20 protein-coding genes and 1 tRNA gene are annotated in these 25,705 nt (G+C 66.6%); 11 read left to right on the forward strand and 10 right to left on the reverse strand.

From position 1 onward, the window contains the following. Nucleotides 1-43 precede the first annotated feature (43 nt). The 8 genes from PX554_RS06085 to PX554_RS06120 all read left to right on the forward strand — a co-directional run bounded on the left by PX554_RS06085 (nt 44) and on the right by PX554_RS06120 (nt 9,587). Nucleotides 44-1,102 (forward strand): ribonucleotide-diphosphate reductase subunit beta, encoded by a 1,059-nt coding sequence (locus PX554_RS06085; protein ID WP_275499802.1) that lies wholly within the window; start codon nt 44-46, stop codon nt 1,100-1,102. A 549-nt stretch (nt 1,103-1,651) separates the two neighbouring features. Further along, on the forward strand, nt 1,652-1,786 hold the full coding sequence (locus PX554_RS06090) for a hypothetical protein (protein ID WP_275499804.1): 135 nt from the start codon (nt 1,652-1,654) through the stop codon (nt 1,784-1,786). A 7-nt stretch (nt 1,787-1,793) separates the two neighbouring features. Then, nucleotides 1,794-1,883 carry a K(+)-transporting ATPase subunit F gene (kdpF, locus tag PX554_RS06095; protein WP_275499807.1) on the forward strand — a complete coding sequence of 30 codons (90 nt, stop codon included), beginning with the start codon at nt 1,794-1,796 and terminating at the stop codon, nt 1,881-1,883. Nucleotides 1,884-1,896: 13 nt separating this feature from the next. Next, nucleotides 1,897-3,600, forward strand: a complete 1,704-nt coding sequence (gene kdpA / locus PX554_RS06100) for a potassium-transporting ATPase subunit KdpA (RefSeq protein ID WP_275499809.1) — start codon at nt 1,897-1,899, stop codon at nt 3,598-3,600. Between the two features lie 15 nt (nt 3,601-3,615). Beyond that, nucleotides 3,616-5,646 carry a potassium-transporting ATPase subunit KdpB gene (gene kdpB / locus PX554_RS06105; RefSeq protein ID WP_275499811.1) on the forward strand — a complete coding sequence of 677 codons (2,031 nt, stop codon included), beginning with the start codon at nt 3,616-3,618 and terminating at the stop codon, nt 5,644-5,646. 10 nt (nt 5,647-5,656) lie between these two features. Continuing rightward, nucleotides 5,657-6,241, forward strand: coding sequence for a potassium-transporting ATPase subunit KdpC (gene kdpC, locus PX554_RS06110; RefSeq protein WP_275499813.1), 585 nt, complete (start codon nt 5,657-5,659; stop codon nt 6,239-6,241). Continuing rightward, nucleotides 6,238-8,904, forward strand: a complete 2,667-nt coding sequence (locus PX554_RS06115) for a sensor histidine kinase (protein WP_275499815.1) — start codon at nt 6,238-6,240, stop codon at nt 8,902-8,904. The genes kdpC and PX554_RS06115 overlap by 4 nt, the downstream gene beginning before the upstream one ends. Beyond that, on the forward strand, nt 8,901-9,587 hold the full coding sequence (locus PX554_RS06120) for a response regulator transcription factor (protein WP_275499817.1): 687 nt from the start codon (nt 8,901-8,903) through the stop codon (nt 9,585-9,587). Before PX554_RS06115 ends, PX554_RS06120 begins: the two co-directional genes overlap by 4 nt. A gap of 7 nt (nt 9,588-9,594) precedes the next feature. Here the strand turns inward: PX554_RS06120 and PX554_RS06125 are convergent, their stop codons facing one another. The 5 genes from PX554_RS06125 to PX554_RS06145 all read right to left on the reverse strand — a co-directional run bounded on the left by PX554_RS06125 (nt 9,595) and on the right by PX554_RS06145 (nt 17,485). After that, the gene (locus tag PX554_RS06125; RefSeq protein WP_275499819.1) at nt 9,595-10,650 is read right to left on the reverse strand and encodes a lipocalin-like domain-containing protein; all 1,056 of its coding nucleotides are present in this window, start codon (nt 10,648-10,650) and stop codon (nt 9,595-9,597) included. Next, nucleotides 10,650-13,163, reverse strand: a complete 2,514-nt coding sequence (locus PX554_RS06130) for an ABC transporter permease (protein ID WP_275499821.1) — start codon at nt 13,161-13,163, stop codon at nt 10,650-10,652. Before PX554_RS06130 ends, PX554_RS06125 begins: the two co-directional genes overlap by 1 nt. Further along, nucleotides 13,153-13,833 (reverse strand): ABC transporter ATP-binding protein, encoded by a 681-nt coding sequence (locus PX554_RS06135; protein ID WP_275499823.1) that lies wholly within the window; start codon nt 13,831-13,833, stop codon nt 13,153-13,155. The genes PX554_RS06130 and PX554_RS06135 overlap by 11 nt, the downstream gene beginning before the upstream one ends. After that, complete coding sequence (locus tag PX554_RS06140; protein WP_420833418.1) at nt 13,830-15,053, reverse strand: multidrug effflux MFS transporter; 1,224 nt, start codon at nt 15,051-15,053, stop codon at nt 13,830-13,832. Before PX554_RS06140 ends, PX554_RS06135 begins: the two co-directional genes overlap by 4 nt. A gap of 98 nt (nt 15,054-15,151) precedes the next feature. Then, entirely contained in the window at nt 15,152-17,485 is a 2,334-nt protein-coding gene (locus tag PX554_RS06145) for a TonB-dependent receptor (RefSeq protein ID WP_275499825.1), read from the reverse strand. A gap of 401 nt (nt 17,486-17,886) precedes the next feature. On the opposite strand from PX554_RS06145, the gene recJ reads away from it, so the two are divergent. Both recJ and PX554_RS06155 read left to right on the forward strand, forming a co-directional pair. Then, nucleotides 17,887-19,653, forward strand: a complete 1,767-nt coding sequence (recJ, locus tag PX554_RS06150; RefSeq protein WP_275499827.1) for a single-stranded-DNA-specific exonuclease RecJ — start codon at nt 17,887-17,889, stop codon at nt 19,651-19,653. A gap of 60 nt (nt 19,654-19,713) precedes the next feature. Then, nucleotides 19,714-19,788, forward strand: a tRNA-Glu gene (locus tag PX554_RS06155). Here PX554_RS06155 and PX554_RS26655 read toward each other — a convergent pair. The 3 genes from PX554_RS26655 to PX554_RS06175 all read right to left on the reverse strand — a co-directional run bounded on the left by PX554_RS26655 (nt 19,748) and on the right by PX554_RS06175 (nt 22,719). Next, entirely contained in the window at nt 19,748-21,349 is a 1,602-nt protein-coding gene (locus PX554_RS26655; protein WP_420833424.1) for a recombinase family protein, read from the reverse strand. The genes PX554_RS06155 and PX554_RS26655 overlap by 41 nt on opposite strands. A 166-nt stretch (nt 21,350-21,515) precedes the next feature. After that, nucleotides 21,516-22,028 (reverse strand): hypothetical protein, encoded by a 513-nt coding sequence (locus PX554_RS06170; RefSeq protein ID WP_275499832.1) that lies wholly within the window; start codon nt 22,026-22,028, stop codon nt 21,516-21,518. 202 nt (nt 22,029-22,230) lie between these two features. Then, on the reverse strand, nt 22,231-22,719 hold the full coding sequence (locus tag PX554_RS06175) for a sigma factor-like helix-turn-helix DNA-binding protein (RefSeq protein ID WP_275499834.1): 489 nt from the start codon (nt 22,717-22,719) through the stop codon (nt 22,231-22,233). Nucleotides 22,720-23,445: 726 nt separating this feature from the next. Here PX554_RS06175 and PX554_RS26660 point away from each other — a divergent pair. After that, nucleotides 23,446-23,727, forward strand: a complete 282-nt coding sequence (locus PX554_RS26660) for a GNAT family N-acetyltransferase (protein ID WP_420833425.1) — start codon at nt 23,446-23,448, stop codon at nt 23,725-23,727. A 108-nt stretch (nt 23,728-23,835) separates the two neighbouring features. On the opposite strand, the gene PX554_RS06180 is transcribed toward PX554_RS26660, so the two are convergent. Together PX554_RS06180 and PX554_RS06185 are read right to left on the reverse strand one after the other, a co-directional pair. Then, nucleotides 23,836-24,219, reverse strand: a complete 384-nt coding sequence (locus tag PX554_RS06180) for a helix-turn-helix domain-containing protein (RefSeq protein WP_275499836.1) — start codon at nt 24,217-24,219, stop codon at nt 23,836-23,838. 632 nt (nt 24,220-24,851) lie between these two features. Next, nucleotides 24,852-25,457 (reverse strand): type II toxin-antitoxin system HipA family toxin, encoded by a 606-nt coding sequence (locus PX554_RS06185; RefSeq protein ID WP_275500004.1) that lies wholly within the window; start codon nt 25,455-25,457, stop codon nt 24,852-24,854. Nucleotides 25,458-25,705: the final 248 nt, after the last annotated feature.

Here is a 25,705-nt window from a genome sequence, read left to right on the forward strand (position 1 = left end):
AGTTTCTTCCCATTCCCAGATTTAAGACCGAAAGGCGTACCCCATGTCCCTCCTCGAAGCCCGCAAGCAGTACAAACCATTCGAATACCCCTGGGCGTTCGAGTTCTGGAAGCGTCAGCAGCAGATCCACTGGATGCCGGAGGAAGTGCCGCTCGGCGAGGATTGCCGCGACTGGGCGCAGAAGCTCAGCGATCACGAGCGCAACCTGCTCACGCAGATCTTCCGCTTCTTCACCCAGGCCGATGTCGAGGTGCAGGATTGCTACCACGAGAAATACGGCCGCATCTTCAAGCCGACCGAGATCAAGATGATGCTCGCCGCCTTCTCCAACATGGAGACGGTGCATATCGCCGCGTACAGCCATCTGCTCGACACGATCGGCATGCCCGAGAGCGAATATGGCGCCTTCCTCGAATATAGCGAGATGAAGGACAAGCACGATTATCTGCAGACCTTCGGCGTTCAAAGCGACGAGGATATCGCCAAGACGCTGGCGATGTTCGGTGGCTTCACCGAGGGGCTTCAGCTCTTCGCGAGCTTCGCGATGCTGATGAACTTCCCGCGCTTCAACAAGATGAAGGGCATGGGGCAGATCGTCACCTGGTCGATCCGCGACGAGAGCCTGCATTGCGAGGGCATCGTCAAGCTGTTCCACACCTTCGTGCGCGAGCGCGACTGTTTCACAAAGTCGGTCAAGTCGGACATTCGCGACATGTGCCAGACGACGGTGCATCTCGAGGATAACTTCATCGATCTCGCGTTCGAGATGGGGCCGGTCAACGGCATGACCCCCAAGGAGATCAAGAAGTACATCCGCTACATCGCCGACTGGCGGCTTGGGCAGCTCGGGATGAAGCCGATCTACATGATCGACGAACATCCCCTGCCCTGGCTCGCGCCGCTGCTCAACGGGGTCGAGCACGCCAATTTCTTCGAACAGCGCGCGACCGAATATTCGAAGGCGGCGACGCGCGGCAACTGGAACGAGGTGTGGGATTCGTTCGACACGCGCCAGAAGGCCAAGGCCGGTCCGGCCGCCAACGAGGATGCCGGCGAGCGCGACGGGGACATGTTCTCGCGTGCCGGGGTGGCGGCGGAGTGACCTTTGCGGCGGGGCGGCGGCGCGCCGCCCCTTGAAGCGCTTACCGAGGTAAACACCCGTTCGTGTCGAGGCACCCTGTCCTCCGGGCACCTCCCTCGACTTCGCTCGGGACGAACGGTGATTCAGGGCCTTGTACCTCCAATCCGTTCGCACTGAGCGTAGTCGAAGTGCGTGCCGCGCGCTGCGTTGGTAACACGCGCTTCGGCTGCGCTCAGCACCAAATGATGGATGCGGCGCACCCCCGCCGCCCGTTCGTGTCGAGCGAAGTCGAGACACTTTCGCGCGGGGCGAACGGGCAACCACAGCCACACAAATACTATGCAAAACCTATGTGCCCGACCGGGAATCGATCTCGAATCCCTATGCGCATGAGGCCTAATTAGGCGTCCTCACGAGGGTCGTGGCCGGTGTCGGACGCGTCGCATCGTGATCGAGGACGATCATGACACGAGTCTCTGTACGGCCGGCCCACGCCGCTGCCGCCAATCCCGCTTGCACCCGCCCGGCGGCGCGTTCCGCCTGAACCCTTGCGCGCGCGCGATGCGCGGCGTGGGGCCGTGCTTCGCGATGCGCGCCTTCGCATCTCGAAAGGAATCTCCCATGCAGGATCTGCTCTGGATCGCAGCGCTGGCCGGGCTGGTGGCGGCAACGCTCGCCTATGTCCGCCTCTGCGACAATGCGTGAGGCAGCGATGACGCTCGACCTCTGGCTCGCCGCGCTGACCACCGTCGGCCTCCTCATCTATCTCGTGGCCGTGCTCGTCCGGCCCGAACGCTTCTGAAGGGAGCGCATCCATGACCATCCAGGGCTGGATTCTCATCGCCGCGTTCGTCGGCATCCTGCTTGCGCTCACCAAACCGATGGGGCTGTGGCTGCACGCGCTCTACGAAGGGCGGCGCACCCCGCTCCATGCCGTGCTCGGTCCCGTCGAACGCGGTTTCTACCGGCTCGCCGGGGTCGACCCGACGCAGGAACAGGGCTGGCGGCGCTACGCCGTTCACATGCTGCTGTTCAACGCGGCGCTGATGGTATTCACCTATGCGATCCTGCGGTTGCAGGGCGTGCTTCCGGGCAACCCGCTCGGCTTCGCCGGCACCAGCCAGCATCTCGCCGCCAACACCGCGATCAGCTTCACCACCAACACCAACTGGCAGAGCTATGCGGGCGAATCGACCATGTCGAACCTCTCGCAGATGCTCGGGCTGACGATCCACAATTTCCTGTCGGCGGCGACCGGCATCGCGCTCGCCTTCGCGCTGTTTCGCGGGTTCGCGCGGCGTGAGGCCAAGACCGTCGGCAACTTCTGGGCGGATTGCACGCGCGTCACGCTCTATCTGCTGCTGCCGATCTCGATCGTCTATGCGCTGTTCCTGATCGCCAGCGGCGTGCCGCAGACGCTCGCCGGGTCGGTCGACGTGGCGACGCTCGAAGGCGCCAAGCAGACGCTCGCGCTCGGCCCCGTCGCCAGCCAGGAAGCGATCAAGATGCTCGGCACCAACGGCGGCGGCTTCTTCAACGCCAACAGCGCGCACCCGTTCGAGAACCCGAGCGCGCTCACCAACCTCGTCCAGATGCTGTCGATCTTCGTGATCGGCTTCGGGCTGACCTGGACGTTCGGCAAGGCGGTCGGCAACACCAAGCAAGGCTGGGCGATCCTGTCGGCGATGGTGATCCTGTTCCTCGCCGGCGTCACCGTCACCTATTGGCAGGAAGCGGCCGGCAATCCGGTGCTCCATCACCTCGGCGTCGTCGGGGGCAATATGGAGGGCAAGGAGGTACGCTTCGGCATCGTCGCCTCGGCGCTGTTCTCGGTCGTCACCACGGCGGCATCGTGCGGCGCGGTCAATGCGATGCATGACAGCTTCACCGCGCTCGGCGGGATGATCCCGCTGTTCAACATCCAGTTGGGTGAGGTCGTCGTCGGCGGCGTTGGCGCGGGCATCTACGGCTTCCTGCTGTTCGCGATCCTCGCGGTGTTCGTCGCCGGGCTGATGGTCGGCCGCACGCCCGAATATGTCGGCAAGAAGATCGAGGCGCGCGAAGTGAAGCTGGCGGTGCTGGCGATCGCGATCCTGCCGCTCGTCATCCTCGGGATGACCGCGATCTCGTCGGTGGTCGCGGACGGCCTCGCCGGTCCGCTCAACAAGGGGCCGCATGGCTTCGGCGAAATTCTCTACGCCTTCACCAGCGCCGTCGGCAACAACGGCTCGGCCTTCGCCGGGATCAGCGCGAACACGCCCTATTACAACGCCATGCTCGGCATCGCGATGTGGCTGGGGCGGTTCTTCGTGATCGTGCCGATGCTCGCCATCGCCGGCAGCCTCGCCGCCAAGAAATACACGCCCGCATCGGCTGGGTCGTTCCCGACCACCGGCGCGCTGTGGGTGGGGCTGCTCGTCGGCATCATCCTGATCCTGGGCGGGCTGACCTTCCTGCCGAGCCTCGCGCTCGGTCCCATCGCCGATCATCTCGCGATGATCGCCGGCAAAACTTTCTGATCGGGGGCCGCCATCATGGCACGCACACCTGCCAAATCTCTGTTCACCGCCGACCTGATCGCGCCCGCGATCGGCGACGCGTTCCGCAAGCTTAATCCCAAAGAGCTCGTCCGCAATCCGGTGATGTTCACCACCGCGATCGTCGCCACGCTGCTGACCATCCTGCTCGTCGTCGGGCATGACGCGCTCGGTGTCGGCTTCAAGCTCCAGCTCGTGATCTGGCTGTGGCTGACGGTGCTGTTCGGCACCTTCGCGGAGGCGCTCGCCGAGGGGCGCGGCAAGGCGCAGGCCGCGTCGCTGCGCGCGACCAAGGCGGAACTCACCGCCCGCCGCGTCAAGGGCGCAAGCGTCGAGGACGTGCCCGCCAGCGCGCTGCGCATCGGCGATCTCGTCCTCGTCGAAACCGGCGAGTTGATCCCTTCCGACGGTGAGGTCGTCGAGGGCGTCGCCTCGGTCAACGAAGCGGCGATCACCGGCGAAAGCGCGCCGGTGATCCGAGAGGCGGGCGGCGACCGTTCCGCCGTCACCGCCGGCACGCGCGTCATCTCGGACCGGATCGCGGTGCGGGTTACGGTCAATCCGGGGCAAGGCTTCCTCGACCGCATGATCGCGTTGGTCGAAGGCGCCGAGCGCCAGAAGACGCCCAATGAAATCGCGCTGACGATCCTGCTGGTCGGGTTGACGATCATCTTCCTGATCGCGGTCGCCACCATTCCGGGCTTCGCCAGCTATGCCGGCGGCGGGATTCCGGTCGCGATCCTCGCGGCGTTGCTCATCACCCTCATCCCGACGACGATCGCGGCGCTGCTCTCGGCGATCGGCATCGCCGGCATGGACCGGCTGGTACGCTTCAACGTGCTCGCCAAATCGGGCCGCGCGGTCGAGGCGGCGGGCGATATCGACGTGCTGCTGCTCGACAAGACCGGCACGATCACCGTCGGCGACCGGCAGGCGTCCGAGTTCCGCGCGGTCGGCGGTGCGAGCCAGACCGATCTCGCCGAGGCGGCGCTGCTCGCCAGCCTTGCCGACGAGACCCCCGAAGGTCGCTCGATCGTGGTGCTGGCGCGCGAGGCATTCGGCGTCACCACCCATACTCTGCCCGCCGGGGCCGAGGTGATCCCGTTCACCGCGCAGACGCGCATTTCGGGCGTCCAGATGAACGGCTCGCTGATCCAGAAGGGCGCGGTCGATTCGATCCTGCGCGCCAATCCGGGTGCGGGCGAGACCGCCGCCGCGACCGAACTGCGCCGCATCACCGACGAGATCGCGCGCGCCGGCGGCACGCCGCTAGCGGTCGCGCAGGACGGACGGCTGCTCGGCGCGATCTTCCTCAAGGATGTCGTCAAGGCCGGCATCCGCGAACGCTTCGGCGAGCTTCGCCAGATGGGTATCCGCACGGTGATGATCACCGGCGACAACCCGCTCACCGCCGCCGCGATCGCCGCCGAGGCGGGGGTCGACGATTTCCTCGCGCAAGCCACCCCCGAGGACAAGCTCGCGCTGATCCGCAAGGAGCAGCAGGGCGGCCGGCTCGTCGCGATGTGCGGCGACGGCACCAACGACGCGCCCGCGCTCGCGCAGGCCGACGTGGGTGTCGCGATGAACACCGGCACGCAAGCCGCGCGCGAGGCCGGCAACATGGTCGATCTCGACAGCGATCCGACCAAGCTGATCGAGGTGGTGGGCCTCGGCAAGCAGTTGCTGATGACGCGCGGCGCGCTGACCACCTTCTCGGTCGCCAACGATGTCGCCAAATATTTCGCGATCATCCCGGCGATGTTCGTGGTGCTCTATCCGGGCCTCGCGGTGCTCAACGTGATGGGCCTCGGCACCCCGCAATCGGCGATCCTGTCGGCGATCATCTTCAACGCGCTGATCATCCCGCTGCTGGTGCCGCTCGCGCTGAAGGGCGTGGCGTACAAGCCGATGGGGGCCGGCCCGCTGCTCGCCCGCAACCTCGCCGTCTATGGTCTGGGCGGCCTCGTCGCTCCGTTCATCGGCATCAAGATCATCGACCTGGCCGTCACCGGCCTCGGTCTCGCCTGAGGAACTTCTCATGGGCAACGATATCTCTTCCGCGCTTCGTCCCGCGCTCGTCATGACCCTGCTGTTCGCGCTGCTGCTCGGGATCGCCTATCCGCTCGCGCTGACCGGCATCGGCCAGACGATCTTCCCGAGCCAGGCCAATGGAAGCCTGATCTCGCAAGGCGGCAAGGTGATCGGCTCGACCGTGATCGGTCAGGCCTTCACCGGCGACCGCTATTTCAAGACACGCCCTTCGGCGGCGGGCAAAGGCTATGACGGCCTCGCCTCGTCCGGCTCGAACTACGGCCCGACCTCGCAGGCGCTCGCCGACCGCGTGCGCGCCGATGTCGCCGCCGCCAAACCTTCCGCACCAGGGATGAACGTCCCCGCCGATCTGGTGACGGCCTCCGCCTCGGGGCTTGATCCCGATCTCAGCCCCGAGGCGGCTTTGTATCAGACGCAGCGTATCGCTAAGGTGCGCGGCCTACCGGTCGAGAAGGTGCGTGCGCTCGTGATGGATCATGTCGAACAGCCGCTGCTCGGTGTGGTCGGCGAACCGCATGTCAACGTGCTCGCGCTCAACCGCGCGCTTGATGGTCTCGGGTCCACGCGTTGAACGACGCGACTGGCCGCCCTTCCCCGGATGCCCTTCTGCGCCAGGCGGCGCAGGAGGGTAAGGGGCGGCTCAAGATCTTCCTCGGGGCGGCGCCCGGCGTCGGCAAGACTTTCGAGATGCTGAGTGACGGCCGCACCCGCGCCAAGGCCGGGGTCGATGTCGTGATCGGCGTCGTCGAAACCCACGGGCGTATCGAGACCGAACAGCTTACACGCGGCTATGAGATCGTGCCGCGCCGCGCGGTCGCGCATGCCGGCGGCACGCTGTACGAGATGGATATCGACGCGATCCTCGCGCGCGCGCCCCGGCTCGTGCTGGTCGATGAACTCGCGCACACCAACGCGCCGGGCAGCCGCCATCCGAAACGGTATCAGGATGTCGTCGAGCTGCTCGATGCCGGGATCGACGTCTATTCGACGCTTAACATCCAGCATGTCGAGAGCCTCAACGATGTCGTCGCCTCGTTCACGCGCGTGCGCGTGCGCGAGACGGTGCCCGACAGCATCCTCGAAACCGCCGAGATCGAGGTGGTCGATATCCCGCCCGACGAGCTGATCGAGCGGTTGAAAGACGGCAAGGTCTATCTGCCGCAGGAGGCGACGCGCGCGCTGTCGCACTTCTTTTCCAAATCGAACCTGTCGGCACTGCGCGAACTGGCGCTGCGGCGCGCGGCGCAGGCGGTCGATGCGCAGATGCTCGATCACGTCCGCGCGCTCGGCGTCGGCGGCACCTGGGCGGGAAGCGAGCGAATCGTCGTCGCGGTGAGCGAAGCGCCCGGCGCCGAGGGGCTGGTCCGCGCCGGCAAGCGCATCGCCGACGCGCTGCATGCGCCGTGGACCGCGCTGCATGTCGAAACGCCGCGCACGCAAGGCTTCAGCGACGACGAGCATCGCCAGATCGCCAAGGTGCTCAACCTCGCCACGCAACTCGGCGCCGCCGCCGCGACCGTCCCGGCCGCGTCGGTGATCGAGGGACTCAAGGCGTTTTCCGCCAACGCGCGCGCGACTCAGCTCGTCGTCGGCAAGTCGGTGCGGTCGCGCTGGTTCGAGCTTCGCCACGGCTCAGTGGTCGACCGGCTGGTGCGCGAGACGCCCGGCGTGGCGGTGCATGTCTTGCCGATCGAGGGTGCGGGACCACGCAAGCTTCGGCTGCGTCCCGGCCATTGGGGCAGCCGCGCCGGCTATGCGTGGACCGCGCTGATGGTCGGCGGGGTCACCGCGATCGCCAACGCGCTGTTCCACATTCTCAACCTCGGCAATGTCGCGCTGCTCTATCTGCTGCCGGTGATGGCGGCGGCGAGCCTTTTCGGGCTGCGCACGGGGCTATTCGCGGGCGTGCTCTCGTCGCTCGCCTACAACTTCTTCTTCCTGCCGCCGACGGGTACGCTGACGATCAACAACCCTGAGAACGTCGTCTCGGTGCTGGTGCTGCTCGGCATCGCGCTGGCGACCAGCCAGCTCACCTCGCGCGTGCGCGCGCAGGCCGATCTGGCGGCGGCGAGCGCGCGCGCCAACGCCGCCCTCGCCGGCTTCCTGCGCCAGCTCGGCGCGATCAACGACGCCGAGGCGCTGTCGCGCGCGATCTGCGAGGAGATCGGCCGGCTGTTCGATTTCCGCACGATGCTGCTCGTCCCCGCGCCGACCGGCACCGGCCTGGTCTTACAGGCGGCCAACACCGAGGTGCGGCTGGAGACGATGGAACTCGCCGCCGCGCAATGGGCGCTCGATGCCGGCACGCCGGCCGGGCGCGGATCGGACACGCTCGCCGCCTCCGAATGGCTGTTCCGCCCAATGCGCGCCGGCGAGCGCACGCTGGCGGTGCTCGGCATGGCCCGCGACGACAGCGCCGAACCGCTCCGTGCCGACCAACTGCCGCTGCTGACCGGGTTGATCGACCAGGCGGCGCTGCTGCTCGAACGGCTGCGGCTGGAGGCCGAGATGCGCGACGTCGATCGCCTGCGCGAGCGCGACCGGCTGCGCGCCGCCCTGCTCTCCTCGGTCAGCCACGATCTGCGCACGCCGCTGACGGCGGTGATGGCGGCGGCGGGGCAGCTCGATCAGGGCGCGACGCCCGAGCTGATCGCGACGCTGCAAAGCGAATCGGCGCGCCTCAACCGCTTCGTCGCCAACCTGCTCGACATGGCGCGCGTCGAGGCCGGCGCGCTGACGCTCGCGCTCGAACCGGTCGATCTGTCCGATGCCGTCGCGGGTGCGGCGCAGGACGCGCGCCGCGCATTGGAGGGACATGCGATTGTCCTTGAGGTGCCCCCCAACCTGCCGCTGGTGCGAGTCGATCCGCAATTGCTCCACCATTGCCTGCTCAACCTGCTCGACAATGCCGGGCGCTATGCCGATCCGGGTACGCCGGTCACGGTGCGCGGCGTGCATCGCCACGACACGCTGACGCTGTCGGTGCTCGATCAGGGGCCGGGCCTACCGCCAGGGCGCGAGAGCGAGGTGTTCGAGACCTTCCGGCGGCTGGAGGGATCGGACCGCCAGATCGGCGGCACCGGCCTCGGCCTCGCCATCGTCAAGGCGTTCGCCGAGGCGATGGGCATGGCGGTGCGCGCCGGCAACCGCGAGGATGGGACGGGGGCGGACTTCCGGCTGATCTTCCCCAAGGCGCTGCTGGTCCGCGACAGCGACGGAGACTTGATCCTGTGAGCGACGCGACCATCCTCGTCATCGACGACGAGCAATCGATCCGCCGGCTGCTGCGCAACACGCTCGAACGCGCGGGCTATGCGGTGGTCGAGGCGGCGAATGGCGGCGAGGCGCTCAAGGCGGCGGAGCGCTACACGCCGGCCGCGATCCTGCTCGATCTCGGCCTGCCCGACCGCGACGGGCTGTCGCTGGTGCCGCTGCTGCGCAAGCTGGGGGAGGCCACGATCCTCGTCGTCTCGGCGCGCGACGAGACCGACCAGAAGGTCGCCGCGCTCGATCTCGGCGCCGACGATTATGTCACCAAGCCGTTCGACACCGAGGAATTGCTCGCACGCCTGCGTGTCGCGCTGCGCCACGCCGGGCATCGCGCCAAACCAAAGACTTTGCGCGCGGGCGATGTGGAGATCGATTTCGAGCACCGCCGCGTCCGCCGCGCCGGCGAGGAGGTGCATCTGACTCGCAAGGAATATGACGTGCTTGCATGCCTCGCCGAAGCGCCGGGGCGGGTGGTGACGCATCAGCGCATCCTCGCCGCCGCCTGGCCGCTCGATCACGATCGCAAGATCGAATATCTGCGCATCGTCATCCGCAATCTGCGCCAGAAGATCGAGCCTGCCGACGCAGTCGGATCGGTGGTGGCGAACGAACTCGGCGTTGGCTATCGGCTGCTGATGACGGGGTGACCTGCCCTCACATCGCCAGCGCTTTGTCGTAGCCGGTGAGTTCGAGATAGCCGCGCCCGCCCTGTGTTCGCACCGCGCCTTCCCAATAGACCGGCATGCCGCTGCCGCGCGTATCGAGTTCCTGCGCCGCGAACAACGGCTGCAGGCGCCAGCGGTGGATGCCGTCGGCGAGGCGCACGCTGAGCTGCTGCGCGACCGGATAAGTCGCCCCCGTCGCCGGGCTGCGCCAGGTCGCAAGCGGCCGGAATGACACATCGCCGGGCGCGAACACCGATCGCGTGCCATCGGCGCGGCGCAGCGCCCCGCCCGCCCAGAGCGTGCCGCCGCCCTTGCGACGGATGCGAAACGCCATCAGCGCGCTGCCGTCATCGAAGTTGAGCCCGGTCCAGTCCCACCCCTGCGCTTGCGGGGCGAGATAGTCCGACGACCATTCGCGATCGAGCCACGCCTCGCCCGTCACCCGCTCGACGGTGCCTGCCCGCGTAACGCGGCCGCTGACGCGCAAATGCGGGATCGAGTAATAATAGCTCGCCTCTTCGGGGCGCGGCCCCTTGCGGCTGTAGCCACCCTGCCCTTGCGGCAGCGGCGGCTGGGTTGGGCTGAGCGCCAACGTGAGCGCGAAGCCATCGGCGTTGACCTGCGTCGCCCAGCGCCCGTCGGGAAGCCGCCGTATCCGCCAGTCGCGGATCGCGACATCGCCGTCGCCTTCGCGCGCCTGCGCCAGCCCGAAGCCAGCGCGCGCGGCGCGCTCGCCGTGGAGCAGGCGGCCGGTCTTGGCGTCTGACAGCGCGGCATGCGCGAACAGAACCTGCGTTGGCGCGAAACGGCTCGGGTTGCGCGGGTCGGTCTGTGGGCGGGTGCGGAAGAACGTCACCTGAAAGCCGAGATCATCGCCGCGCGCGGTGCGCAGCCAGCCGGTGACATACCACCATTCGGTGCGGAACGCCGGGTGTGCGCCGTGATCCTGCGGGAAGCGCAGCACGATGCCGGGCCTGACCACTGGATAGGGCGTCGCCGCCGGCGCGGCAGCGGCGAGCGCGAGGCCCGCTATCCAACGCAGCATCACCAATCCTCCCGAACCGATTGCACCGCGCCGCGTGCGGTCGCGCGGCGGCCGGCGAGGATCGCGGTCGCCGCCGCCGCGCCCGACAGCGCCGCCGCCACCGCCGCGAGCGTGCCGAACGGAATTCGCGTGCTCATCGTGAAGTTGAACGACTGCGGGTTGATGACGTGGATCAGCACCTGCGCCAACACCAGCCCGAGCGCGATGCCGGCGAGCGCGCCGGTCAGCCCGACCAAGGCGCCTTCGGTGGCGAGCATCGCTGTGAGCTGGCGGCGGGTGAGGCCGAGATGGCGGAGCATGCCGAACTCGCGCTCGCGCGCCATCGTCTGCGCCGAGATGGTCGCGGCGACCCCGGCGAGACCGACCAGGATTGCGATCGCCTCCAGCAGATAGGTGACGGCGAAGCTGCGATCGAACAACGTCAGCGCGAAGCGGCGCAGCGTGGCGGGCCGGGTGATCTCGACCTGATCGCGCAGATCGGCCGGAAGCCGCGCCTGGATCGCGGCGGTGACGGCCCCCGTGTCAGCACCGGGGCGCAGCATCGCCGCGAGTTCGTCGCGGCCGGTATCGCCGGTGAGGCGCTGATAGTCTTGCGCATCGACCAGCACCGCGCCGGTCTGCCGACCATAATCACGCCACACGCCCGCGACGGTGAAGCGCGCGCCAGCGCCGATCGGCAGCGTGAGGCTATCGCCGGGGCTCCAGCCGTAGAGCCGCTGCGCCGGCTCCGACACCCACACCGGCCGCGCACCCGTCGGGAGCGGTACGGCTGGGGCGATCAGCACCAGCAGCGGGTCGCGCGCGCCGCGCTCGGGGCGGGCGATCAGCGTGATCGGCGGGCGGTCGGGCACGATCGTCAGCGGCAGTTGGCGGCTGAACGCAGCGCGCGCGACGCCGGGCGTGGCGGAGAGCCGCGCCTGGGTGGCCGGATCGAACACCGCGCCCGCGCTGGTGCGCAGATACAGGTCCGCGCCGAGTACCTGCCCGAGCCAGTCATCGACCGCGCCGCGGAAGCTGGTAATCATCGTCGCCATCGCGATCATCAGCGCCGTCGAGGCGACGATTCCGCACAAGGCGGTCGCGGCATCGTTCGGCGCGCCGTGGAGGTGGCGGATCGCGAGCCGGCGCGGCACCGCCCCGCCGCTGCGCCGCGCGAGCGGGGTGAGCAGCACGCGCGCGAACCACGGCACGCCCGCGACGCCGCCGGCAAGCAGCAGCGCCATTCCCGCGAAGCCGAACAGCGGCAGCCCGCCGACCGGCGGGAGCAGCGCGACCGCGCCGCCGACAACGAGCAACACCGCCGCCGGCCACCATGCCACCCGCGCGCGCGGATCGAGCACGTCGCCGGCGTTTTTCAGCGCGGCGGCGGGTGCGGCGCGTGCCGCCAGCCGCGCGGGGATCGCGCTGCCCAGCGCCGCCGCGGCCAGCCCGAGCGCGAAGAACCCGAGCGCCGCGCCGGGCTGGAACGCGAGCCGCACCACGCCGCCGCCGAAATAGCCCGCGCCGAGATCGCCGCCGAACCAGCGCAACGCCGCCCAGGCCATCACATAGCCCGTCACAAGTCCCGCGCCCGCGCCGACCACGCCGATCGCCAGCCCTTCGACAGCAACCGCCGCCACCACCCCGCCGCGCGGCATGCCGAGCGTGCGCAGCAGCGCGAACGCGCGCTGCCGCCGCGCCACCGACAGCGACTGCGCCGAATAGACCAGGAACCCACCGGTGAGCAGCGCGACCAACGCGAGCATGTCGAGGTTGACGCGATAGGCACGCGACAGCGCATCCCCCTGTGCGTTCTGCGCCTCCGCCGCCGACAGAGTCGCGCCAGGCAGGCCGCGCAATGCGGACTCGGCGGCGGCCCGATCGGACACCGCAAGATCGATCCGGTCGAGCATGCCGAGCCTGCCAAAGCGCCACTGCGCGGCAGCGATGTCGATCACCCCAAGTGCAGCGGCCTCGCCAGCGCCGGGGAGCGTGCCCGCGACGCGCAGCGGCACGGTTCGCCCGTTGGCGGTGACAGCCATGCGCGCGCCGATCTTTGCCCCGGTCTGTGCAAGCGCCGCGCGCGACAGGAAGACCGCGTCCTCAGCGAACATCGCATCGTTGCCGCGTTCGGGCGCGATCCCGACCAGCGCCGGCGTGACGGCAGCGGCGCGGATCACGTCGAGGCCGAGCAGCGTCAGCCGCGCGGTGCCGATGCGGGCGTCGAGCTTGACCACCGGGCTGACATCGCGCACCCCGGCCGCACGCGCGACGCGCGGATACAGCGCTTCATCGAAGCCGAGCGGGCTGGCCGCGCGTACCGACAGTTCCGCGCCTCCGCCCACGCCGCGCACCGCGCCGTCGAACGAGGCGAGCGCCGAGCCGTTGATGAGATGCACCGCGAAGCCCAGCGCCACCCCGACCGCGATCGCCACCGCCGTCAGCACGAAGCGACCGGGGTGGAAGCGCCATTCGCCGCCGATCAGCCAGCCGAGCGCGAGCCGCCCGGACCACAGGTCAGGCTCAGCCGCCACGGCGTTCCACGAGCCCCTGCGCGGTGAGCGTCAGGACGCGGTCGGCGATGGCGGCGGTCGCATCCGAATGGGTGACGATCACGCCCGCCGCGCCACGCTCGCGCACCGCGCCGCCGAACAGCGCCAGCACGCGCGCGGCGGTTTCGGGATCGAGATTGCCCGTTGGTTCGTCGGCGAGGATCAGCGCCGGCGCGTGGACGAGCGCGCGGGCGATCGCGACGCGCTGCAACTCGCCGCCCGACAGATCGCGCGCATAATCGCCGCCGCGCCCGCCAAGCCCGACCGAGTCGAGCATCGCCTCGGCACGCGCCTGCGCGGCGCGCGAGTCGGACGACACGAGCGCGAGCGGCAGCGCGACGTTCTGCGCCAGCGTGAGATACGGCAGGATGTGGAAGGCCTGGAAGACGAAGCCGATCCGCTCACGCCGCAACCGCGTCCGCGCCGCCTCGTCGAGCGGGCCGAGCGTGATGCCCTCGATTGTGACCGTGCCTTCGTCGGCCTCGTCGAGACCGGCGAGCATGTTGAGCAAGGTCGACTTGCCGACCCCCGATTCACCGAGGATCGCGACCAGTTCGCCGCCGCGCACCGCCAGATCGAGCCCGGCGAACAGCCGGCGCGGGCCGGGCACGCTCTTGCCGAGGCCACGCACGTCGAGACGGGGCGCGGTCACGCCCCCGCCCGCGCCTGAAACAGCCGACCGCCCTCGATCCACAGGATCAACCCCAGCGCGACCACGCCGATGCTGAGATAGCCGAGCGCCAGCGGCAGCGTGGTGCCGTCATAGGATTGTCCGATCACCGCCGCCACCACCACCGCGCCGACGCTGGCGATGAAGCCCTGCACCGAGGAAGCGGTGCCGGCGATATGGCCGACCCGCTCCATCGCCATCGCGCCGAAATTCGATCCGCACAGTGCGATGCACGTCATGCTCAGCGCCTGGAAGACGATATAGGTGGCAAGCGATTCGTGCCCGCTGGCGATGATCGCGACATGGACCAGCGACAGCGCGATCAGCCCGAACACCGCGCTCTGCGAGATCAGCCGCATGCCGGGGCGTTCGACGAGGCGGCTGTTGGCGAAGGCCGCGCAGCCCATCGAAAAGGCGCAGACCGCGAACAGGATGGTGAACTTGCCGCCCGCGTGGAACTCATCGACGAAAATCTGCTGCGAGGAGGAGACGAACGCGACGATGCCGCCGAAGGTCAGCGCGCTGCTCACCGCATAGCCGAGCGAGAAGCGGTCGGTCAGCGTCAATCGATAGGACTGGCGCAGCGACGGCCACGAGATCGGTATGCGCCGCGCGCGCGGCAGCGTCTCCGCGAAGCGCAGCAAGGTCCAGAGCAGCACCACCAGCGTATATCCGGCGAGCGCGTAGAAGATCAGCCGCCACGGGCCGAAGGCGAGCACGAGGCTCCCCAACGTGGGCGCGAGGATCGGGAAGACGAAGAAGATCGTCTGCGCGACCGACAGGGTGCGCGCCATCTGCCGGCCCGAGAACCGATCGCGCACGATCGCCACCGACAGCACGCGCGACGCGGCCGAGGTCAACCCCTGCAACACCCGCGCGCCGAGCAGCGCCGCGAACGAGGCCGAATGCGCCGCGAACGCCGCCGCTCCGACGAAGCAGAGCAGCGCCACCACCACCACCGGCTTGCGCCCGAACCGGTCGGCCAGCGGCCCGTAGAAGATCTGCCCAATGCCGAAACCGAAGATATAGGCGGTGACGATCCATTGCCGGTCGTTCGCGGTGACGATCGCGAGATCGCGCCCGATATCGGCGAGCGCGGGTAACATCAGGTCGACGCCCAGCGCGTTCACAGCCATCAAGGCGGCGATGAACGCGACGAACTCGAACCCGCTCATCGGATAGCGTGCGGTCGGCTCGGTCATACCGGTCCTTTCGCGGCAGCCGCCCGACATTACAAGCATTTGCGCCGCCCCTGCGCGGCGCGGGGTGCGGGGCCGCCGGGCGGCGGCCCCACCGGGGATCAGAACTTGCCGCTGAGCTGGACGCCGACGATGCGTGGATCGTTGAACACCGCCGCATTGTAATTGTCGAGCACACCCTTGAGGTTCTTCTCGTTGGTCACGTTGCGCGTGAACACGGCGATCTCATACGCGCCTTCGGGGGGGGTGTAGCCGGCCTTCAGGCCCGCCTCGAACGTGCCGTCCGAGGTGTATTCGATCGTCTTGTACGGCACCAGGCTGGTGTAGCCCTGGAGCGTCACGTCGCCGCCGACGAACAGCTTGCCGCCGTTGCCGAGCGGGAAGTCGTAGCGCGCGTTGCCGTCGAGCTGATATTTCGGCGCGTTGGGCAGCGGGTTGCCATCGATCTGCGCGAGCGTCGCGGTCGTCACGCCCGCCGCGTTGCGGACCGGGATCGTCGGGTTGAGCACCGTGCAGGTCACCGCGCCGTTGAGGAAGCACACCGGCGTATAGACGCGCTTGTCGTTGATTTCGGTGTGGAGCACGCTCGCGCCGATGCCAGCCGTGAAGTTCGGCACCGGCCGCCAGGTCAGCTCCGCCTCGCCGCCCCACGCCTGCGCCTGATCGGCGTTGAACAGCAGGCCGTTGTTGTTGGCGTCGTTGCCGTTCAACTGGATGTTCTTGACCTTGTAGTAGAAGCCGGTCGCGTTGAAGCGCAGCGTGTTGCCGAGCAGGTTCGACTTGAAGCCGCCCTCATACGAGGTGATCGTCTCCGAACCCGCCGTAACGAACGCCGAGCTGAACACCGCGTTGCGGCCCTGGATCGTCGGCCCGCGGAAGCTGTGCGCGACCCGCGCGAACAGGCTCACGTCGTCGGTGGCCTGATAACGCAGTGCCACGTCCCAGCTCGGCTGCGTGTCCGACAGGCGGACGAACGTCGGCGCGGTGGCGGGGAAGGTCGAGACGCCCGCCGCGTTGCGCGGGCCGATCACCAGACGCGTCGATTTGGTGTCGTTGGTGACGCGCACGCCGCCCGTGATGGTCAGCTTGGGGACGATCTCATAGCTCGCCTGGCCGAAGCCCGCGTACGACGTGTTGGTGTTGCGCAGCAGGACATAGTTGTTCGGGTTGCGCGCCGCCTGGCCCGGCAGCAGGAAGAAGCCGCGCTGGTCGAACTCGGTGTTGTCGCGCGAGTAGAAATAGATGCCGCCGATCTGCCACTTGAAGCGACCGTTGCCGTTGTTGGCGAGGCGCAGCTCCTGGGTGAGCTGGTCGAGATCACGCACCCGGCCCTGGCTCTCGCCGAAATAGAGGTTGCCCGGGAAGTTGGTCGCGACGCCGCCGTCGGTGTCGCCACGGCTGTAGCCCGAGGTCGTCTCATAGGCGCTGATCGAGGTCAGCGTTACGCCGCCGAAATCGTTCTTCATGTTCCACGACCCGCCGTAGGTCTTGTACGCCTGCGGGTTGCCCGCGCCCTCGTCGAGCCCGACGAACGCGCGCGGCGCGTTGCTCACGTCGTTGGTGCCCTTCAGGATGGCGCCGCGATGGAAGATCGTCGAGGTGCCGCTGTAATCGCGCGCATGCGCCGAGAGCAGGCCGGTGAAGCCGGTGTCGGGCGGGGTCAGCTCGAGCTGGACGCGGATGTCCTTCTCGTCGAAGCCGCCGAGCGTGTCCTTGCCGCCGGTGGTGCCGTCCGCGCTGTTGGTGCCGGTGTAGGTGTTGGTGATCCAGTTGTCGCGGTGCTGATACAGGCCCGACACGCGGAAGGTTAGCACGTCCTTGACGATCGGCCCGCCGACGCCCGCGTCGAGCGTGACGGTGTTGTAGGTGCCATAGGACGCGGTGGCGCGGCCGGTGAACTCGTTGGTCGGCTTGTTGGTGTCGAACTTGATGATGCCCGCGGTCGAGTTGCGGCCGAACAGCGTGCCCTGCGGGCCGCGCAGCACTTCGATCTGGTTGACGTCATAGACCGGGTTCGACTTGAGCACGACATGCTCGAGCACGACATCGTCCTGGATGATCTCGACCGGCTGCGACGCGCCGAGGTAGAAATCGATGTTGCCGAGGCCGCGGATGTAGAAGCGCGGGAAGATCTTGCCCGTGGTCGTCTCGGCATAGAGGCCGGGGACGCGGTTGGCGAGTTCGAGGAGCGTGTCGCTGCCGCCGGCGGTATAGTCGCGCAGGTCGCTGCCCTGGAGCACGCCCACCGAGATCGGCACATTCTGGAGATTCTCCGAGCGCCGCTCCGCCGTCACGACGATGTCGCCGAGCGTGCCGTCGCTTGCCGCGGCGGTCGTGGTCGTCGGCGCGTCCTGGGCCGAGGCGGCCGTCGCGAACGACAGCGCGGCGGTGGCGCAGCCGACGAAGAGAAGCGAACGAATGGTGAAGTTGGACACGGGAACCCCCAAGATAAAAGGATCGTTACGATCGAATCTGTTTGCCCGCACGCACGCCACCGGCCGCCGGCTCGTCAAGAACAGGCGTTCGGTGGTGTTTGCGGCTGACCCTTGCCTCGCGGCTAGGATCGGATTGTGTAGTTTTGATGACAGAGATTTTGCTTTCGCGGTGACCGGCTGTTCCGCCAGCCATGCCCCGTAAACACTTGCTCTCCTCGCGGTCTTTTCATCAACGCGGCGCGCCCTTGGCGCAAATTCCGGCGATGCGCCAGTCCCGGCGCAATTGCACGCGTGCAATTGCGGAACAGTGTGGCAATCATCCCACACACCGCCCCACGCCTGTTAACCCGCCGCGATTTGGTGCAAGGCGCGGCGATGCAGTGCCCCCGACCCCGCGCGCAATGAGTCCCACCGTCCTCAACATCACCCGCTCGATCCTCGGCCAGCCGTGGCGCTGGCGCATGCTGGCGGCGGACGCGCGCGACCCGGATTTCGCGCCCGACGATCTCGTCACGCATCTGTTGCTTGCGCGCGGCTGCCCGCGGGAGGCGCTCGACGCGCATCGGAGCCCGAGCATCCGCGCCTTCATGCCCGATCCGTCGATCTTCCAGGACATGGACCGCGCCGCCGCGCGACTGGCCGATGCGGTGCAGGCGGGCGAACAGGTGACGATCTTCGGCGATTACGACGTCGATGGCGCCACCTCGGCGGCGCTGATGATCCTGCTGCTGCGCGATCTCGGGCTGGAGGCGCGCGCCTATATCCCCGACCGTCTGATGGAAGGCTATGGCCCCTCGGGCGAGGCGCTGGTGCGGCTGGCGCAGGAAGGCGCGCGGCTGATCGTCACCGTCGATTGCGGCGCCCAGGCGTTCGAGGCGCTCGAAATGGCGCGCGACGCCGGCGTTGACGTGATCGTGGTCGATCATCACAAATGCGCGACCGCGCTGCCCCACGCGCACGCGCTGGTGAACCCCAACCGGCTCGACGAGACCGAGGGCGCGGCACACGGGCATCTCGCGGCGGTGGGCGTCGCGTTCCTGCTCGGCGCCGCGCTGGTGCGGACGCTGCGCGGACGCGGATATTTCGCGGCGCGCGCCGAACCACGGCTGCTCGACCTGCTCGATCTGGTCGCGCTCGGCACCGTCGCCGATGTCGCGCAGTTGAAGGGCCTCAACCGCGCGTTCGTGGCGCAGGGCCTCAAGGTGATGGGGCAGCGCCGCAACATCGGCCTCGGCGCGCTGGCCGACGCGGCGCGGATGAAGCGCGCGGCGATCTGCTCCGATCTCGGCTTCGCCTTGGGGCCGCGCATCAACGCCGGCGGGCGCGTCGGCAAGTCCGACCTCGGCGTGCGCTTGCTGACGACGCGCGACCCGGCCGAGGCGGCGGCGATCGCCGCCGAACTCGACCGCCTGAACGAGGAGCGCCGCGCGATCGAGGCGCAGGTGCAGGAGGCCGCCGAGGACATCGCGCTCCACAAGGGCAACCGCGCGGTGATGGTGGTGGCCGGGCGTGGCTGGCACCCCGGCGTGATCGGCATCGTCGCCGGGCGCCTGAAAGAGAAATACGGCCGCCCCGCGATCGTCATCGCCTTGGATGAGGCGGGCGTCGGCAAGGGCTCGGGCCGCTCGATCGCCGGAGTCGATCTCGGCGCAGGCGTGCTGGCGGCGAAGGACAGCGGCCTGCTGATCGCGGGCGGCGGGCATGCGATGGCGGCAGGGCTGACGATCGCCGAGGACCGGCTGGACGCGTTCGCGGACTTCCTCGAGGAACGACTCGAAGCGGCGGTGACCCGCGCGATCGGCGACCGTGCGCTGCTGGTCGATGCGTTGCTCGCGCCCGGCGGGGTCAACCCGGCGCTGGTCGAGTCGATGGAGGCCGGCGGCCCCTATGGCATGGGCTGGCCCGCGCCGCGCATCGCCGCCGGGCCGGTGCGGATTCTCAAGGCCGACATCGTCGGCAACGGCCACGTCCGCGCGATCGCCAGCGGCGATGACGGCCGACCGCTCAAGACCGTCGCCTTCCGCGCCGCCGACACGCTGCTCGGCCAGGCGCTGCTCGGCGCTCCGCCGCACCGCAGGCTGTGGCTCGCCGGCCGCGCCAAGATCGACGACTGGGGCGCCAAGCCCGCTGCCGAACTTCACCTCGACGATGCCGCCTGGGCCGATTAGACGCTTGACCTCGAGCGCATGTTTCCCTAGCAGCGCCCAACGCCCGCCCGGCAACGGCATGGCCCCTTCGTCTAAGGGTTAGGACGCGGCCCTTTCACGGCTGAAATACGGGTTCGAATCCCGTAGGGGTCACCAAATCTGCTGAAGACGCTGAAACCGCGCCCTCCGCCTGATCACCGAAGAGCGCGGCGGCGGACAAATCCGCTAACATATCAAACGGTTGACTGAATGTTGCGCTGAGGCTGCCGTTCGCCCATGTGCAGTTCGAAAGTAGCAAATTGAGCGCAAGCCGCTTGTGTTTCGGAGGGGTCGAAGCAAAGCCCTCGTGAGCATTGGTGACGAGTTCGATGAGAGCGACCCCGTCATCAATGTACGCATCGTCGACCTTGTTCAGGTGCTCCAAATTCCGGATGACGCGGGCGCGCTGGTCGCGCCACGGCACCACGATCCGGTCGTGATACTCAGCCGAGATACGTCCCTCGAGCTTGTCGAGATAGATTATGTCGAGACGCTCTTGCAGCTGAGCGGCTTCGGCGAGGAGGCGCGCCCTTGCCTCTTCATGCTCCCGGCGCTCGTCGGCATGACTTTCCTTGAGCGCGGTCCGGACGAGGTCGAACACCGTTTCGTCAAGGCGGATGCGTTGGAGCAGTTGCTCGAAGTGCTGGTCCATCACTTCTTGTCGAACATACGGCTCGGGGCATTTCCCCTTATATCCGGTGCAGTGGTAGTAGATGTATTTCTTCTTCTTGACCTCCGCGACGATCGCACAGCCGCAATGACCGCACTTCATCATGCCGGTGTAGGTGAAGTCTTTCGGGTCCGCCCGTATGTTCGCTCCCGCACGGCCATCAATGACTGCCTGAACGGCTTCCCAAAGCTCATGCGTAATGATCGGCTCGTGCCGCCCTTGAAAAATCTTGCCGTTCCAATCGTAGGATCCGCCATACAGCCGGTTTCGCAGGACATAGAGGAGCGTGCTTGTCCTGATCGGTTTGCCACTGCGACGATAAATGAGACCGAGGTCACGTCCTATTTCCGCGAGCTTGTTCATCGAGAAATTGCCCGTCGAGGCATATTCGAACAGGCGCTTCACACGAGGGGCAACCTCCGGGTCGACGACGATCACCTTCTTGCCGAAATCATCCCGCGCGTTGCGATAGCCGAGAGGAGCCAAGGTCGGCCAGTAACCTTGGGCGGCCTTCTCGTTCATGCCTTTGCGCGCCTCCTCGGACAAATTGTCGATGTAGTTCTTGGCCATCAGCACCTTGATGGCATGCACGAACTTCTCGGAGGAACGCGACTCGCGCGAGATGATCTCACCTTCTTTCGCGAGATGGATCACTACGTCGAGTTCATCGAGCGTAACGTAATCCTTGAAATTGCGATATAGGCGGTCGGTCTTCTCAACAAGGATGGAGCGCACCGACGTGTGCCGCCGGAGAAACGCGACCATATTCTGAAATTCGGTTCGCCCTGCCCTCTTGGCGGACTCGACGTCCAGATACTCACCGACGATCTGAATATCGTTGATCGCAGCGTATTCGCGGAGAAATTTCAACTGGGCCGGGAGCGAAAATCCTTCGCGTTCCTGGTCAGCGGATGAGACGCGGAAATAGAGGACGGCCTTGTTATCGGCCGTGGCAGCGCCACTCCTCGTTGATCTGCGTCCCATCGTCTTGGCTCGGGGTCGTGCCATTGGTAATCTCCGATCTTGGCGTATCTGCGATATTAGCCCCACCGACAGCCGCACGCGAAGCCGACACGCTTGCGTCAGGAGGCAAGATTTGTTCACGGTTTATTCTTGATATTGGCTGCTTGGGTCAAGTCCAATATCGGCACTCCACCTTCCCGATGGGCTGGCGTTAAGGATCTGCACCCCTGCCCGAACCGTCTTGTGAAGCTCGTATCAGGCGCCGACGCCGAACAAGGGCCAGTTCATAGAAGTCGGTCAGATTTCCAAGGAGCAGGCGGGCTTCGGCCTCCGAAACGTCGCGCTTGAGTCGATCACGAAAAACGCCCTGCGCTTTCGCGACCAACTGATCGGAGAACCTGTCTCGACGCGCGATGTGCGGCTCATCCTCGTCGTAAATCCCGGTTGCGGCAGCGCTGCCCGCTGGGCAAGGTGGTGACGTTTTCGGTGAGAGGTTGTCGTCCGGCGTCGACGTTTGCTCTGCGTGGGCTGAGGTCGCGCCGGAGGAGTTCTTCTCTACCGATGTCCTATCCTCGGCTGAGCGACCTTGAGGAAGCGGAGCAACCGTCGGTGTGGGCGACGTCTGCGGCTGGGCGAGGTCCGCGGTTTCACCCGGGATCCTTTCGATCTTGGGCTGCGATTCGTCAGCGAGAGCACTGACCTGCGCGCGGCGGCGGCGCCTCATCGCCGCGCAAACTCCATGCGCGAGGTTGCTTCGAACCGTCGCAACGAGGCTGGGGCTAGTTCGAAAGTCGAGAATGCAATCATGGTCCACCGTCCTATCGACGATGCGCGAACGCGACCATGAAGCTCAGTCGTTATACCGCCTGCCGATGGCTTGGGAAACCCATGTTATTGAGACGGCGCGGCAGGACGCGACAAACGGGCTACCTTGGCTGACCGAGGGAATTGGCGACCGCCCGGACTGCATCGCGGAGCGTTCGGCTGGCACGGCGATGCGATATTCCGAGGCGAGCGGCGATCTCCCTCACCTCCAGCCCGTAGCGAAGCCGCAGCAGAAGGACGTTGCGCGCAAGGGGCTCAAGCCGAGCGAAGGCAATCTCGGCCGCCGGCTCAGCCAACGAGAGCGCGGCAACGGTCTCGCTCGGAACAAGGAACCAGGCCCGCACCTCGACCCCAGACTCACACGCGCGCGTCTCGCTCTCGTCCGGGTCGATGGTGATGCCGGGCAGCGCCGTCGAAGCGCTTCTGGCATAAGCGATGATCGCGCTCCCGAACCTTGGAGAAAGTCGGGCAGTGTGGAGCCATGACTCGATACGGTGGATCAGTCGACGGTTGGCGATGCGGCCCAGGCTTGGAAAGTACAGGCGGCGGCGACAGGCCTCAAGGAGGACGACAATGGGGGTCTCGGTCATGATGGGGCTCACATTTCGTTGGCGACGCGAGCCGCCGCCAATCCACTCGACGGCCGCTGCGACGCCACTCCCATCCCCCCTCCCCTCCCTTCCAGTGAGCGCCTTCATACTGACAACGGTCGGTTCGGATCGATTCCGCCCGCACTGATCGTTTTTGGGAAACGACCGAGGTGCTCCCCTCGGAAGAAGGGCTTTGGCTAGACGGAGAACGCAGACCGCCCGAAAATGCGGAAGTGGGTCAGTTCTAATTTCCGCCTGGAGCGGAACATCGCCGTCGGCCTGATATGAAACGACCGGGATGGGTGGATACTTGCCAGACCGATTTGCGCCTCCCACAGTTGGATAGCTACCACTCACGCGTGAGAGATAATGGGCGACCCAGGCATTGATCCGCTGCTTCTAAACGCATGGCTTTCAGCGCGATCCGTAGCACGGGGGCTACCCTGGCCAATTCCTGAACACGGAGGCTTCCGTGTTGATACCAATTCGGATTCCGAGGTCGTTCGCTGGGTTTTCCCGAAGGCGGGACCAGGGCTTGAGGAGCTTGCTCACTCCATCAACAAGCCTCGCCATCTTCTGAAACTCTGCGGTACGGCCGACGAATTGCAAGCAGCGCTGCCCACCGGTTGGGAACTTCACGCCCCGAGCTACTTCATGCAGGCACCCGGAAAACCTACCGGGAGGCGCCTGACCGAAGGCTACAGGGTCGAGGTCACGCGCGTCGGCATGGTATCGCAGGCGCGTGTATTCTCCCAGGAAGGCACAATAGCAGCGAGCGGGTATGCGGCAGAAACGCAGGGCGTTTTCATATACGACCGGATCATCACAGAGCCTGCGCATCGCAGAAGAGGATTAGGACAAGCTCTGATGATAGCTCTGCGTGCCACTCGGAAGCAGCCGGATAGCCCGGAACTGCTTGTCGCCACAGAAGAGGGTCGAGCCCTTTATTCAACGCTGGGCTGGGAGACGATCTCACCATACTCCACGGCTTCAATCGTCACGCCGTAGCGTCGGCTTTCGGCGCGGCGCGAAGCTGGCGGAAACGGCTAGAAGGGGGGCGGCAGCGGAAATTCAAACTGGCCCAATACCAAAAATTGCGGCGGGCTTGGATCCGCGTCAAATTGGCTGACGTGGACACTTATCGAATAGCCGATCCGTCATCCGATCGAGAATTCTGTCCATTATTCCCGCACCTTTGTCGGTCATCGCAACGTTGATTCGCCGACGATCGCGCCCTATTTTCGACCGCACCACGAGCCCGTATCGCTCCATGAAGAGAACCTTGCGGTGCGCCGTTGAGAGTGGACAGTGCGACGCGATGCACAACGGCCATAGATAGACTTCCCGAAGTTCGAAGCGCGCGAGGTAGAGGTCGAGCAGCATGTCCCAGATCGGATTGGCGCAAATCGTAAACCCCAGAGCCTCGCCCACAACGCCACGCATCGAGACGAGGAGGCGACACATTTCGACGCGCCGGCAAAGGGACCCATCGTACTTCATTTGAGACCTCCCATCACGAGCAGCGCCTGGCTGGATTGCGAACCGGCGAGGTCAGGCATGATTTCGCCCCGACGATAGACCGCAACGAGGGCCTCCTGTTGCGGAAGCAGGGCATCGACGGCGCAGTCCGCATACGATAGATAAATCTCTCGAAATTCTTGACGCGTTCCATACAGATACACCTCTCCTGGCCGATGAACGGCAGAGCCTTGGTTTAATGCCTTCCGGAAAGGCTGGATCATCCCGCGAATGCGAGGTTTGTCGACAAATATCTGTTCGTATTGGCAAATTATCGGGCCGGTTAGTTGTACATTCGTGGTACAAAGTGCGCTCTTAGGAACGATGACCTATCGCTGTGCTTCAGACGATCTGAAAGTCACACCACTTTGGATCAACTTCTGGCTGGCATAGGCAGCGTATCGAATGTCCGCCGGCCGTAACTTGCGGCGTTTGACAGGCGACTGACCCCGAACACCAACGTTGTCTGGCATTGGTTAATGGTCGTCATGCGCCCGGCCCTCGACATCGAGCTTGATGGCCAACCCGGCGCCGCGACAGCTCTATCCGCGCCAGTTACGATCCGATCTCACACGAGGGCGTGCTGCCGACATGCCAGACACCGACACAAGCGGTCACAGGCCCGCTGGCGGCGCGTCGATATAGCCTTCGAAGGCATAATCGTTGAGCATCTGCTGGCGCCACAGATACGACCGGTCGACCTCGCTCAGTTCTGCCTCGTCGCAAATGCCGACCCAGGCGGCGAGAATGCCACTTGCCTGCCCATTGATGATGTCGCGGGCCTCGGCGTCGGTCAGGAGGAACGATGAGGCCGCCAGGCGGCAGTTTTCGAGGAGGCTGCGCCTGTCCTCGCCCAGCACCGCCATCGCCTGGTTCGCTTCCCGGCCGGTGCGGGCCTGCGGACAGATGTCGTATGCGTGTGTCAATTCCAACCGCGCGCCGTCCCAGAATGCGGCGTGGTTGCGGGTATGATCGTCGGTGTTGCCCTCCAGGATGTTGAAGACCATCCGCGCGAACAACTCGCGCGGCACGATCTGCACCAGTTCGACATAGCTCGCATATCGAGCCTGCATCTCGCTGAGGCCGAGCATGGTCAATGCCGACACCATCGCTCGCCGCGCCCATCCGTCGGCGCTCTTCTCGCGATCGAACCGCTGCACGAGCAGGACGTCCTTGCCGCTGGCCTTGGTCAAGCGCACCGGCGCGACGCCGAGACCCAGTTAAGTCAACGCATGACCGGCACGGCGGTCATGAAACCATTCCATGACCGCTATTGCGGTCAATCTACACCTAATTGGATGTCGGAAGGGCGCCGATCCGCCCCCCCCTCAATCGGTGAAATCCGAAGGCGACATCTCGCGTGGCGTCACGCACTCGCACCGATCGCGAACGATCGCTTCGGCGATGCTCGTCGGCAGATCCTTGGCGATATTCGGCAAAATCTGAAGTTCGCTCTTGCCTCCGTGCG

The organism is Sphingomonas pollutisoli (assembly GCF_029167165.1).
GTDB lineage: Bacteria > Pseudomonadota > Alphaproteobacteria > Sphingomonadales > Sphingomonadaceae > Sphingomonas > Sphingomonas pollutisoli.